Annotated in this window: 6 protein-coding genes; 2 read left to right on the top strand and 4 right to left on the bottom strand. The window is 20.3% G+C overall.

Annotated features, from left to right (window positions below; genetic code table 11):
* Positions 1–637: 637 nt before the first annotated feature.
* The 4 genes from rpe to aroK form a co-directional block, all read right to left on the bottom strand.
* Complete coding sequence (gene rpe / locus K0T98_RS02685) at positions 638–1,321, bottom strand: ribulose-phosphate 3-epimerase (RefSeq protein ID WP_225639313.1); 684 nt, start codon at positions 1,319–1,321, stop codon at positions 638–640.
* A gap of 132 nt (positions 1,322–1,453) precedes the next feature.
* On the bottom strand, positions 1,454–1,624 hold the full coding sequence (locus K0T98_RS02690; RefSeq protein WP_338140397.1) for a hypothetical protein: 171 nt from the start codon (positions 1,622–1,624) through the stop codon (positions 1,454–1,456).
* A 1,430-nt stretch (positions 1,625–3,054) separates the two neighbouring features.
* Positions 3,055–4,140 carry a 3-dehydroquinate synthase gene (gene aroB / locus K0T98_RS02695; RefSeq protein ID WP_225639315.1) on the bottom strand — a complete coding sequence of 362 codons (1,086 nt, stop codon included), beginning with the start codon at positions 4,138–4,140 and terminating at the stop codon, positions 3,055–3,057.
* 40 nt (positions 4,141–4,180) lie between these two features.
* Positions 4,181–4,696, bottom strand: a complete 516-nt coding sequence (gene aroK, locus K0T98_RS02700; RefSeq protein ID WP_225639685.1) for a shikimate kinase AroK — start codon at positions 4,694–4,696, stop codon at positions 4,181–4,183.
* Positions 4,697–7,603: 2,907 nt separating this feature from the next.
* On the opposite strand from aroK, the gene kdsB reads away from it, so the two are divergent.
* Together kdsB and rsmA are read left to right on the top strand one after the other, a co-directional pair.
* Complete coding sequence (kdsB, locus tag K0T98_RS02705; protein ID WP_225639316.1) at positions 7,604–8,365, top strand: 3-deoxy-manno-octulosonate cytidylyltransferase; 762 nt, start codon at positions 7,604–7,606, stop codon at positions 8,363–8,365.
* Positions 8,366–14,848: 6,483 nt separating this feature from the next.
* Positions 14,849–15,664 carry a 16S rRNA (adenine(1518)-N(6)/adenine(1519)-N(6))-dimethyltransferase RsmA gene (gene rsmA, locus K0T98_RS02715; protein ID WP_445082780.1) on the top strand — a complete coding sequence of 272 codons (816 nt, stop codon included), beginning with the start codon at positions 14,849–14,851 and terminating at the stop codon, positions 15,662–15,664.
* The last annotated feature ends 220 nt before the right edge of the window (positions 15,665–15,884 follow it).

Consider the following 15,884-nt stretch of genomic DNA (forward strand, 5'->3'; position numbering starts at 1 on the left):
GTTTAAATAGAGTTTAAATAAAAACTATTATTTTTAGATAAAAATACATTACATAAATATTTTATACTTATATTTGTATAGTTTTACTATATTCTAATAAAGAAATATTTTTTAGAAAAACTAATAATATTTTATAGATTATAATCTTAGAAATTTACGTATCTTAATGAAATTATGCATTAAAGTAAGCTAACTATATGTTAAAATAAAGCATACATAATTAATAAAGAACGTAATCTACGTTACAATAAAATTGTAAATACCCAATAAAATAGTAGTAACTTTTTAATATTCATATAAGCACAATAAGACTAATTTTTAATAAAAAAACTAGATATTATCTAGTCCTAGAAGTGTAATGTAATGATTTTTTTATTAAGTATTTATTATAACATAAGATATATTTAATAAATAAATTCTATACTGATACTTATCAAAAAAGTACAAATTAAAAGAATAATATTTATATTAATTTGCAGTTAATTTTAACTTATATTGATATACTATAAATCTAGTATAATAAGCTCTAGAAATACATAATCTATAATTTAAAATATTTTAATACACTAACAATAAAAGAAGAAAATACCTTGAAATTTTAAAATAAAATAGATAAAATTAGTGTTACATACACTTATTAAAGTATACTGATAGCTTTGAAGATTTCATTACGCATATAAGTAATGATTTTTTTGTAATTTGGCTGACCAAAAATAGCAGATCCTGCTACAAATATATCAGCACCTGCTGCTGCAATATCTCTAATATTATTTATTTTTACACCACCATCAACTTCTAATCTGATATCGTGCCCACTACGATCGATAAGATTACGAACTTCACGAATTTTATTAAAAGTATTAGGAATAAAAGTCTGACCACTAAAACCTGGATTTACCGACATTAATAGAATTACGTCTACCTTATCCATTACATACTCAAGATAACTTAGTGATGTAGCCGGATTAAATGCTAAACCTGCCTTACATCCCAAGGAGCTGATTAACTGCAATAATCGATAAACATGTTCTGAGGCTTCTGGATGAAAAGAAATAATATTTGCACCAGCTTCTACAAAAGCGGAAATAGTAAAAAAATCTACCGGTTTAATCATTAAATGTACATCAATCATAGCGGTAATACCATAATCACGTAGTGCTTTGCATACCATAGGACCAATAGTTAAATTAGGGACATAATGGTTATCCATTACATCAAAATGAATTATATCTGCATCTGATGCTAATACTTTAGTAACGTCTTGACCCAATCTAGCAAAATCTGCTGATAAAATTGATGGAGCAATCCAATAAGGTTTCATTTATTTCTTTATCTAGTAAGTTAATATGTTATTGTAAAATGATTAATATTATACTAATAATTTATTCATTTGATTTTTTATATCTATTTTACTACTAATTTTGCAATATATTTTTAATACAAATAGTTCTGCTTATTCATACCGCTGACGTGTCAGATCAATATTATGATTTAATATTAAAACTTGAATATTCTGTTGTAATGATAATTTTAAAGTAACCTCTGCTAATTTTATGTAATCTTCTATACTAAATTTTTTAGTATGATAAGCTGTAAAATTAAAAGCAATGGACATAGGTGGTATGTAGGGTGTATCACCACATCCTACTCTACCTTTTTAGCTTGACTCGTAGGTTGAATTTAGTCTTTACAAATAAATGTTGCTTTCTGAATTTTCTGTGCAAACTATTATCATCTTTATTTAGGAGTATAAAGTTTTTATATAAATTAAAAGGTATATTAAATTTACTAATCAATTATAACGATATAAACAATTATAACAATGACGATGAAGATATAAAAACAAGTATATCTTTACGATATGGTGTATACTTTTATTAAATTCATCGCGTAACGCATAAAAAATTATATTTATAAAACTTACCAATGAACATGATTTTGGTATCACGAACAAAATTATCATATTGAGTTTTGATAATATTATATAAATTGATTAAATCAGCATTGTTATAAGATAACAAATATTTCTTATATTTGGTATTTAACAATACAGAACTATCTATAATAAATGGTTTAATTAGCTGTGTATCTAGAAGTAAATATAGACAAAATATCATCTATTGGCGTGTAGTTACTTTACAAATTAATTTTAAAAAAACTCTGTTTTTATATTATTTTATTAAAATACTTTAACTATTTAATAATATTAATCAAAAATATTTTTAGAAAAATTTAAAATCATATTAACAATATATAAATTAATACTCCAATGAATCTAATAATTTGGCTATTTATTATTTGTTATGAAGATATTTATAATAAAAATATTGTCTTTATTTAGAGTTTTATTACCTCGTACTAATCAATAAAAACTATATATACAATAAAATTAATATTATAAAAATTAAATACATTATTCAGTGTAACTATGAATCTAATTTATGATAATAAAAATATTATACTTATTATCATTAATATATCGTGAATTTTCATAAAAAATACTGCAATTCAATAAAATTGAGTGAGATAAACATTTAATAATGCAAAGTTTTTGTTATTCCTAAGTACTTAATATAAATAATATTATTATACCTATTTAAAGTATTTCTTAAAATTATACAAATGTGTATATATAATCAAAATACTATCTAATATAGCAAATCGCATTATAATCAATATTATTATAAATAAATATTTAAACTTTTTTTTAAAACCATACTTTTTAGAGAAAATAGTATTGATTATCTGATTTTATCAGAGATAAATAGTAAAAAATAAAATAAATATTTAAGATATTAATATCTTAAATATTATTACTACTAATACAAATTAATTTTTTAAAATTAACTGCACTATAAATTTCACTATTAATTACAGTAACAAAAAGATAAGAAATTATTTTTTAATCATCCTATAATTGATAAGAATTTTAATAATGAATGTATAAAACATTATATGAAATTAATAAAATAACTAATTTGCTCGTTTTAAATATTTTTTATATTAAATTTTTTATTATATTTATCATTTTAGTATTGTATTATTTAAATAATATTAATTATAGCAATCAGTAATTGCAGTTAGAATAACTTCTTTAGATAATCCAATACATAGTTCTGATTTACCAATAGCAGTTGGCAGTACTAGGCGTAACTCACCAGCTATAACTTTCTTATCACGAATAATATGCGGTAAATAAGATTTTGGAGACATACTACTTGGTCCATTTACAGGTAATCCTGCTCTCATAATTAGCTTTTTTATCCTAACAATATCCACTACACTAAATTGATTAAGACGATAAGCAGTTTGAGCCGCCATAACCATTCCTACTGCAACAGCCTCACCATGCAACCAATTACCATATCCCATCTCGACTTCAATAGCATGGCCATAGGTATGACCTAAATTTAATAATGCACGTATACCCTGTTCTGTCTCATCTAAAGAAACTAATCTAGCTTTAAGCTCGCAACAATGACGAATACAATATGTTAAAGCAGCAGTTTCAAGAGCTAATATTTCATCTAGATGATTTTCTAACCAAATAAAAAAATTGCTATCTATAATAATACCGTATTTAATAATCTCAGCTAATCCTGAAGAAAATTCTCTTGATGGTAAGGTTTTTAAACAATCAATGTCTATTATTACAGAGATTGGTTGGTGAAAAGCACCAATCATATTTTTTCCTAATGAATGATTAACTGCTGTTTTTCCACCAACAGAAGAATCTACCATTGCAAGTAATGTTGTAGGTATTTGAATAAAACGTACACCGCGCTGATAACATGCTGCTGCAAAACCAGTAAGATCACCAATAACACCTCCACCTAAAGCAATAAGAGTAGTATCACGACCGTGCATCTTATGTAATAACTCAGTTAAGACTTGTTCCATTACTGATAATGTTTTATATTGTTCTCCATCTGGTAAGATTATCTGATCTATTTTAATACCGGCCTTTGTAATAGAGTCTTTAATACGGTTAAGGTATATTCCAGCTAATGTTTTATTAGTAACTAACATTGCTTGATTGCCAGCTTTTAAAGGCAGAAATGCAGTGGGATCCTTAAATAAACCAGAGGATATCTTTATTGGGTAGCTACGTTCTCCAAGAGTTACAGTAATATTTTCCATATATACTAAAATTCCTAAGATTATAATTAATTTAATTTAGTTACTTATCTAATATACGAGTAATATGAGTTATAATAACTTTAGCACTTTTATTATCTGTGCAAATGGTTATATTAGCAATTTTTTCGTAAAGAGGATTGCGTAATTTTGCAAGTTCTTCTAAAACTAAACGAGGAATACCTACCTGTAATAATGGTCTTTTTTTATCATGCTGTGTGCGAATAAGCTGCTTATTAATAGTAGTTTTAAGGTATACAATAACTCCACGAGATGATAATCTATTACGGGTATTAAGAGACTGTATACAACCACCTCCAGTTGCTAGAACAATACTTTTTTTTCTAGTAATATCATCAATAATTTTCTCTTCACGATCTCGAAACCCTTCTTCACCTTCTACATCAAATACCCAGCTAATATTAGCTCCGGTACGTAACTCAATTTCTTGATCAGAATCGAAAAAATCCATATTAAGTTGTTGAGCTAATTGACGACCAACAGTACTTTTACCAGCACCCATAGGTCCAACCAGAAAGATATTACATTTTTCTATCATATTTTTAGTATTACTAATAATTAAACTAATTTGTGAATAATAACAAATCCCAGTACTCAAATTAGTAACTGGACCTAGATTTAAATCTTATAAAAAATATTCTGGTATTGGAATAATATATTTCTTTAACTTTTTAAATATTACATTAATCCAAATACATGGAATAATGCATATTACATAAGATTTTAATTATGTCTTATATCGAGAAATATACAAGATAATTTTTGATTCCTTTAAACCATACTAAGAAGAACATTAAACGTAAAAATATTTTATATAAATTTAGTTTTTTTTAATAAAAATATTAAAAATATATTTTATAGGTTTGTATTTTACAATACTTTATAATACTTCACTAATACTATAATAAGTATTAACTATAAATTATATTTATTTTAATATATTTTAATATTAACAATATTATTAAGTGTTTGATTGCATCAACTTTGAGTATAGATAATATATATTATATTAAGAACCAATACATATTGTAAAGATAATTTTATATATTACTAAAATATGTCTTATTATTATACTATATATGTAGTAAAATTATAGTATAATAATTTACCTTTTTAGTAAAATATACAAAATAATATATTGATAACTGCAATAAGTAACTACTTAATACTTTAATATTAAATTTTTTAGTATATATTTGAATTCTTTTTATTTAATAAAAAATTAACCTGGATTATATTTTATTAATTTTAAAGTATTATATTTTACTTTTATTTTTTCTAGAAAAGAGTAAAAAGATATTTTTCATCTATGATGTATGGTATATATAATATATTTTCCTGAAAATAAAGAGATTAAAATATTATAAAAGAAATAATCTATATTTAAATATCTTAATAACTAATATTTTTTAGTTATTAATTTTACATAATAATATTTCTATATAAATAATTCAATTAAGTTTGTTATTGTAGAACACTTGTATAAATAATTGGTAATTTACTATAATTTTTATACATAAACTATTAATATAATTCCTAATCTCTTGAAGGGATAGTTACTTAAATAATGCACTAATTTAGCATATAAAATATTAAATTTTTAATAAAATTAATACAACTTTATTTTAATATTACAAATATATTATCAATAAAATATTTTTAAAATAAATATAGTATTAGGTATAATTAGTTAATAAAATTTATTATAAAAGAACTTACCAATTTTAATATATCTAATATTAAAATATAATCTAAAACAAGACTACAAAATAATATGATAAATCTACTTTGATATTGCTAATATTATAATCAATTTTATATAAAATATATTTAACTTTAAAATTAATGATAGACATATAAATATCTTTTAAAAAATATAATATTTCCTATATGAAAAATATTTATATCAAATATAATATATCTATTATGTTTTTATGAGTTATTATTAAATTTATATATAGTTTATTGATATATAATAACATTAATTTTATGCCAATAAAATTTATTGTTTATAGTACTATACTTATACATTATAAAATTTAAGTTAATTTAAGTTAATTTTAATTTAATTTAATTTAATTTTAATTTAATTTCATTTGTACTAAAATTTATATATGCATTTAGGTTTTGTATGTTAATATAGAATATATTAGATCATGTGCATACATTCACTAAGTGAAAACCAAACTTATATAAAATAATATAAGATAGTAAATAGTTACTATTTGTATACAGTATTATTTAGACCAAAATAGTTATACTATTTAATAGTATTATATTAATTAAAAAAACCTAGATATTACTATTAATGTAAACTTTAATAAATATTAATTCTTACCTAAGACATATAATTTTTATTATCACTAACTAATAATATCTTAGTATTTATTTTTTAATAATTTCATTAATTCATCTTACTTACTAATTTATATATTTTACGATTATATTTTACTATTCTAATTAATATTGGCATTTTACTTTTAGGGTTATAAGAATAATTTATTTCTATACAATAAACGTATAATATATGCGCCTTATAATATAAGATTCATATATTTTATTTTCTTAGGTATAAAAATTACCATAAATAATTTATATATACCTTAATTATATCACTAACATACATTACTATAATAATAATACTATACAAATTAATTTTAGTATTATTAACTAAGAATTAATAGACATAAAGTATAATATAAGATAAAAATAGATAATATATTTATTAATTTTATATTTATGTATACTTATTTGTTAACTTGATATTAATTAATAAAAATATAGTAATCTTAATAACAAGATTTTTACAATTATCCACAGGTGTCATTAAACTATTGAAATATTTTATACAAAATACGTTAAAAATTAATTTTAGCAATATAGTCGTTATTTTACATTATTTAATAATAAACATAAAATTAAGATATTTAAGCAAAAAAATAGTTAAAATAAAATTATATCGTTTTTATATTTAAGATATAAAATATTAAGTATTTCCTTGTTACATAAAAATATTTTTGAAAAAACAATTAGTTAAAATTTTTATTTTTGGCATATTCATAATCATGGTTTTAAGTTATTTATATGATAAAAATCATACCTGGAATTTAATAAGCTTAATCTATATTATTATCATAATATATTTAAAATAAATCTACATAAAAATATTATTTTTTTAAATATGAGTAATTACAATAATATTATTATAATCTATAATTATATTATATATAAATAATAAACAACCCTGTTGAATAATAAATAGTTAGATAATGTCTTCTTATTAGAGATTCTTACATATTTCGTATATACTAGAAAAGTTTTTATTTTATCAAAAATGATAAAACTAATTTTATACAATAGATAATTTTAGATAAATATACAAAAGAATATCTTATTTTTATGCATAACTACAATAGTCTTCCTTCTATAGATGAGAAATAATTAAGTGAATTTTATTACTATAATACCTGCACGTAATAATTCAAAACGTTTACCTAGTAAACCACTTGCTGAAATTAATGGAAAACCAATGGTTATTCACGTAATTGAAAGGGCATTACAATCTGGTGCTACACGCGTTATTGTGGCAACTGATCACCTTAAAATTAAACAAGTAGTAGAGAAAGCTGGTAAAGAAGTCTGTATGACACAAATGAATCATAATTCAGGTACAGAGCGTATAGCGGAAGTGATAGAAAAATACAGATTTGCTGATCATGAGATCATCTTGAATATTCAAGGGGATGAACTATTATTTTTTCCAGAAATGATACACAAAGTTGTTGATAATATAGCTGATTATAAATCAGATATGGCTACTTTAGCAGTTCCTATAACCTCTAGCAAAGAAGCTTTTAATCCAAATACTGTAAAAGTAGTATGTGATAAAAATAACTATGCACTATATTTTTCACGTGCAACTATACCGTGGGATCGTGATCGTTTTCTAGTCTCTCGTAATAAAATTGGTAATAATTTGTTACGACATATTGGTATTTACGCATATCGTGCTGGTTTTATTCGTCGCTATATAACTTGGAATAAAACTATAATTGAGCAAATTGAGATGTTAGAACAACTTCGAGTATTATGGTATGGAGGAAGAATTCATATTGATATAACTAAAAATATACCTAATTGTAGTATCAATACTATAGAAGATTTAGAACAAGTGCGCCATATATTTGCTGCTAATAAAATAAAATAACACTATATAAATTGACATTATTTAACATAAAAAGCATAATATTATTTAATATAATTAAATATTATCACAAAATAATTCATTAACTATTTATATTAAGTGTATCAAGAAATCTGCGATTTTATCACTAGTACTGAGACAGTCTTGTTTTATAGAAACAAAAGTACTAAAATATTACTAATAACATTATATATATTTAGAGATCTTAATAAGTACCCTTTTAAAACAACATTAATTAATATTAATGTATTTTTAATAAAATAACAACAGCAATATTTTTATTGCTGTTGTTTAAGTTGCTACTAGTTTTTAGGTATATTATTATATCTAATATTAAACTATTGTATTTACTACTTACTAAGTAATACGTAATTATTGTATTTTATTTTTTTTATTAAACAATCAATAGTTTTTATTAAATAAATTTTATAAGACATATTTATTTGATTTTTAGGTAAAATACAGATTAATTGATTTATGTCTAATACACTAAAGTAAGTATAGATATTATATATATAAAAATAGCATATAAATTTACTTCTTATGACAATGTAGTTCAAATAAAATACTAAAATTTATTTTTATCTTACTATAAAAAATAGTACTGTAGTTACCTTAATAAAAAAATTTATATTGATATCTATGTTTATAGATTTATACGTTTATGCTAATATATTTTTAATTGTCACTGGTTTTATTAAAAATTTAAATATATACAACTACATACATAGAAAAAGTAAAGTTCTTGAATAGTTTTATAAGAAAATAATTTATCAGCATTATAAATTATTAATATTTGATAATATTTATATTCTTCATTATAAAAAATCTCAATATCAAAATAGTAAAAAATACTTTGATTGTTTTATAATATTCCATTAGTTGATTGATTTATCTTTAGTCTTAATTAACTATATTTAGTTGATTGGTTTATTTCTTATAGACTAGTTATTCACATATTTTTATTGTGTTAAATATGTCTTATTGTAAAAAATATTATTAATATTAAAAAATATTTTTATATTGAATACTATAACAACATTAATATCAGTAATATATTTTAATTAAGTAATAAATATTGGGGTTTTATAAAAAATACACAGATAGCGAATTACAAGAATATTGATTTCAATTATAATTATAATTATATAACTTAAACACGATAATATAGATAATGTTAATAATGGTTACTACAGATACAGTAGGATATTTATAGATATTTTTTTTAAAACTATTTTATCTATACTTCTTGTATTATTATCATAATCTCTACATTCATCTCATACTATTTATAATAGTATAATATATACAATATTACATACATACACGTTTATAAAATTTAAAATATTTTTATATAAATATTATTATTTAAATAATTCAATAACCTCATTATTTTAATAAACTAAGTTTACTGATTATTTTTAAATATTAAGTTATAATTATAAAAAACTAATACATAAAAATTAATTTAATAAATTAAATAACCATGAAAAAAAAATATTTACCCTTAATAACTTTTACTATATTTACCTTGACTAGTTGTGGTCTAAAAGGACCTTTATATATTTATCATGATAATATATTATCAAGTAAATTTAACCAAACAGATAAATTTAGTAACACAACTAATACTCATAAGAGTATAAAGTAAGTAGCACAATCTTACTAATATAAAACCAGACTAATAATAACTAACAGTAATATAATTAATAAGGTTATTCTTAGCAAGAATAAAAATAATACCAGAGTCTATGGGGGTAGTAGGTTTTTAATTATCTAAAATGTATCTTTTAGATTATTACTTTACTCTAATATATACTACAAAATATTTACTACTTACTAAAGATCAACTACTACTTATATTATCAAAAATAACTATAATAGTTTTAATGAGGTAATAATCATTAATTCTCCCTACCTCTCTTTGTTGTCTTACTTTATATTTTAATATAGAATATTTAAACACAAAGGAATTAATGTATATAAGTTAATTAATACCCATTTACCATTATTTTATAAAAAATAATTAGATTCTTTTTGAAAAAATATTAGTTTTATATAGATTATTGAATGTAATATCAAATTAAAATATTAAGATATGAATAAGGAGTTGATGTAACCAAAACTTAATATAATATAGTTTGCAGTACATTATTTTTAACAAAAATATATATTTATTTATTAAAATATCTATTTAATATACCTAATAGGATTATAAATCTCTTGATTTATAAATAGATCGAAAAAAATATGTTATTATCATATATAAAATTATCATTTATATATGATTATCTAGTAATAAATAATAACAGTAATTAAAACTAAATAATAACTAGTTATTAAAAATAATACATACTAAACTATGACTTCAATTTATTTATAAAATATAAAAGATAAAAAATACAATATATTTTTTATATATTGTATAGTACTTTCTTATAAGCCAAATAAATTAAACTCATATCATTTCAGTAAATCTTAAATCTAAGGTAGAGGATATTATTAATAATAATATATAAGCGGTAATATTATAACTAATAAAACTTTGTTTTTATTAAAAAAGTTTTATTACTAGATAGTAGGACATAGATAAACTAATGATTTAAATTAAGTAGAAAAATATTTTTGCTTAAATAATTAAAATAAGTATTGACCATAAATGTTATTAATTTAAATTTCATAATTATTCTTTCATACAATACATCCTTAATACTGCATATGTCCTCTTATATTTTTATAATCATAGTAATATATTTTATATATTACATAAATCAATGCTTTTGTATGAGTATCACTAATTATAATAGTATTTTAGGGGGCACTCTATATTTAATGTAAAAATATTTTACTTAGTTTTGATTACTGTACTATATATAATAGGGGGTTATATATCACAATAGGATATGAATATATAATAACTCAATTTATTAGCACTATTTACTTATAGTATAGCTTAAACAGTTAATATATTAAACGTATATTAATTTATAAATTAAAATATGATAAGTCTAAGATAAAATATGAATAGATTTTTATTTATTTTAGTTTTAAATAAAGATATTAATATTAAATATACCAAAAATATTATTTGGTAGCAGTCTATCCTTTAAACTCTCTTTATTTAAAAAATAATTCAAACCAAAAAATCTACGGAGATAAGTATTTATTATTCAGGAATAAGATGTAATAACATGTATTAAAATATATTAATGGATAGTATTGATTGTATTAATTATATTTTTTATTATATACCTTATTATTAATAAATGCATTAAAAATGCATTTATTAATATAATATAGTAACACTACTAATATTATTATTATAAATATAATATTTTCCTGTTTTCTTAGATAATATTTAACTAAAATTACTAAATATAAATTTTTACAATTATCCTAGTATATATACTATATATTATACTTTACTTAAAAGTAACGATAAACTATTATTGATTTTAAACTGGTTATAATATAGGTTTATAATATATAATTTATATGAGATAAATTTAATAATAAGCAAAGAAAATTAATAATAAACCATCCCTGATCTAATACTTTACATCGTAAAAATTTATTGATTTAAAATATAATATACAATGACATAATTTAACTTAATTTATATTATTATCTATATATAAAGTTTATGTTTCAAAATTAGAATATATAATTGGTTATATAGATCACAAAGAATCATTGTGATAAATTACACATCAAAAATATTACTAAAAATACATTCACATAAATTTTAGTACGGATGTATATAATAGAAATGTAATTAGTAAAAAAAAATACAACAACTTTATGTGAAAAAAATTTTCATGGATAATTACTTATATATATTACATTTTAACCTTAATCTGTTAATTATTCTTAAGATATCTATATATATTAAATATAATAACAAATATAATATGTTAAATGTTTACCCTCTATTTTAGTATATTGTTATTGTAATATTCTTATATAGAATAATACTAATCTGTTAATAGGCAAGTATTATTCTATCGTTTAGAATTATAAAATAATTATAAATTATAGTATATAAAATTTATTGCTTTTTAAGTAAAATAAAAAAACAAATAAAGATATAGTTAATTTACTGCAGTATTATATAACATCAAAAGTATATACTTGCAAATATACAATCATTTAAAATTTCTCTAAACTATTATAAAATAGGATCTAGATATAAGATCTTATATATACATCTATTTATATAGAAATAAATAATTTAAATTATATCTTTTGCTGATAAAGATATATATCAATATAAACTGTAATCTATTAACTAATAAGATATTTCTAATACTCTTAAAATATACAAACATATGTAATATCAGAGTATTATCGGAAATCTATTATCATACATAATTGCAAAAACAACATATATTACATAAAAATTATTTTTGCTAATTACTTTAATACGCTGATGCTTATCAAATAAGATTACTTTTTAAATTATATATTGTATTTTACTTATATTTTTAACCCTTGTATCTTTACAATAATAATTGTATAATCTTAAATGATAATTAATAATTATTAATTATATATAATATAAAGTAATTGTAAAGCTATACAGTAATTTTATGCTATTTAGCAAAAACTAAAGTAGTCTAAATCGCATATTTATGAGTTACATAACAATATTGAATCTTAGTAGAAAAATATTTTTTATATTCTATTATTAAGGTAGTTTTTAATAAAAGTAACTACTAAAATTTACTACCGTCTTTTATTTTTAACGGGTGTTAATTAAACATTAATACATTTTAAGTATTATTATGGTAGTACTTAATATTACTATTATGATAGTACTTAAATGTACACTATATTATATAAGATTTTTAAATTATTTATATTAATATTAACTATTTTGATAAAATGTATTTTATAATACATTATAAAGATAAAAAAATAGTTTTCTTTGCATTATAATATTTATTATATAAAATAATATACCACTTATACACCCATATTTACGTATCTATAAAGATTATTCAATGCTTGTTGAATATGTTTTTTATTACACATCACTTAATTACTGCTATGTATTTACGTACCATACTTTAGTAATCTATAAATTATTATTACAAATACTTTATAAACTACTTTAGTTGATCAATCTCAATATTCACACTACCTTTGGTATGCTCTTATAAAATACCTTAAAATGATCAATACTCTAATTAAAAATTATTACATACATTTAGATAAAATATTTAAATATAAGAAGTATTAATATTAGATATTAAATCTACTCCCCTAATTTAATGAATAAGATAAATTATACTATATTAGTAGTAGTATACAATATGAGCAATATAGCATTCTGTATGATATATCTCGTAAAGATCATTTGTAAATATCAATACATTTAACACGTATTATAACATCTATTTATTAGAATAATAGAGTTATCATGATATTTATATAAACTAAAATAAATATACTTAGTAGGAATATCGAATACTATATTGTATATATAATGTATAAAAAACTAGAGATCAATAATATATAAAACTTATTAAAAATAAATACTTAACAACAGCGAATCTATATATATTTAAACTTTATTAAAACTAATAAAGTTTTTATCTAAGGATACTATTAATATCTAACTATATAAAAATATATTGTATAATATCATAGTTTAGTTTACATAAACTATATCAATTAGAAAAAGCAAGATAAATAAAAATTGCATAAAAAATTTAAAAAACATTAACTAAGATTATTTGAATAATACATTAGATAGAGATTATCTAGCACTTTTAGCTAATTAGATTGAATTAATATTATTATTAAATATCTATTTAACTAATAACATTACTATTTATTAAAGGTATTATGTTTTATTAAATATTTATCATAGGATATAGAAAAATTCTATTTTATATTTAAAATTAAAATACACCGTATATAAAAATTTAAATTTAGAGAATTAATTATTTTTTTAGCTTATATCTGCGTAACAAGTACTGTATGTAAAATTGACCATATTATCTACACAGATAATTGTTATATGTACAAAACATAGTTTAATATTAGTTTTTGTATTTTATTATATAACTTCTAAAAAAGTATATAATAAAATTTTTTTATAATTTCGTATTGTAACGACAGATAATTTAGTATGAATACTATTTATATAGTAGAAAAATTATAACAGATAATAAAAAATCTTAAAATTTGTATAATGTACTTAAAATATTTAATGTTTTAATTTCTTAAAATAAATATTATTTTCAGTACAGTAGACTACTAATAATATCTATAATTATATTAATATAGCTCTTATTGAATATATTAATATTTATTTTTAATAAAATATTAATATGATTATTTAATGTAGCTCACATCTAATATGTAAGTTACTATAAAAATAATTACATAGAAATAAATCTAACAATTAATTACTTTAATAAAAGTATAATTACAGAGAAAAAATTAAATTTTAATTATATAACTATTCCATTATATTTTATAAATAATACAATGCAACAATACCGTATAGTTCGCAAACGTTTTGGACAAAATTTTCTTATCGATCAGTATGTTATTGATCGCATAGTATCTTTTATTCAACCATTGCATAATCAAGCGATGGTTGAGATAGGACCAGGTTTAGGATCACTTACTAAGTCTATTATTAAGTATATAGATAGATTAACTGTTATAGAAATTGACCGTGATTTAGTAAGACAATTATCAGAACATCCTTTTATTAGTCATAAATTAAATATTTACCAGCAAGATGTTATGACTATTAATTTTAGTAAATTATCTCACGAACTAGGTCAGATACTGCGTATATTTGGTAATTTACCCTATAATATCTCAACTCATTTAATACTCCACTTGTTCACCTATATTAATGTGATTAGAGACTTGCATTTTATGTTACAAAAAGAGGTAGTCAATCGTCTCTCTGCTGTTCCAAACGGAAAGGAGTATGGTCGTTTAACTATTATCACACAATATTATTGTAAAGTAGTTAGATTATTAGAAGTACCACCACAAGCATTCTGTCCAGTACCTAAAGTAAACTCAACTCTAGTTAGGTTAGTTCCACGTACAAATATTTTACACCCAGTAAAAAATATTAATATGTTAAGTTATATTACTTATGTAGCTTTTAATCAACGCCGTAAAACGGTACGTAATAGCTTAGGACATCTTTTTAAACCACAACAATTAGTAGAAATTGGAATAGATCCTAAACAACGAGCAGAAAATATATCTATAGAAAATTATTGTAAACTTACTAATTTGTTTTATACTAAATCACTAAAGACCTAAATATGAAGTAATTGCTAATAAAGTATAATTATATATAAAATATAAATTTTCTTTTTACCTTTATTTTGATAAAATCAGATAAAATGTAAGTAGATAAGATCATTAAAATATTTTATATATTTAACTATGCTTATGTTTCTTTATTTTTATTGAGTATTACTAATAAGTTAATATATATATTATATACGCTTAAAGAAATGATACAAACAATTATTCAAAA

It is taken from the genome of Candidatus Profftia sp. (ex Adelges kitamiensis) (assembly GCF_020342455.1).
In the GTDB taxonomy this organism is placed as follows: Bacteria; Pseudomonadota; Gammaproteobacteria; order Enterobacterales; family Enterobacteriaceae; genus Profftia.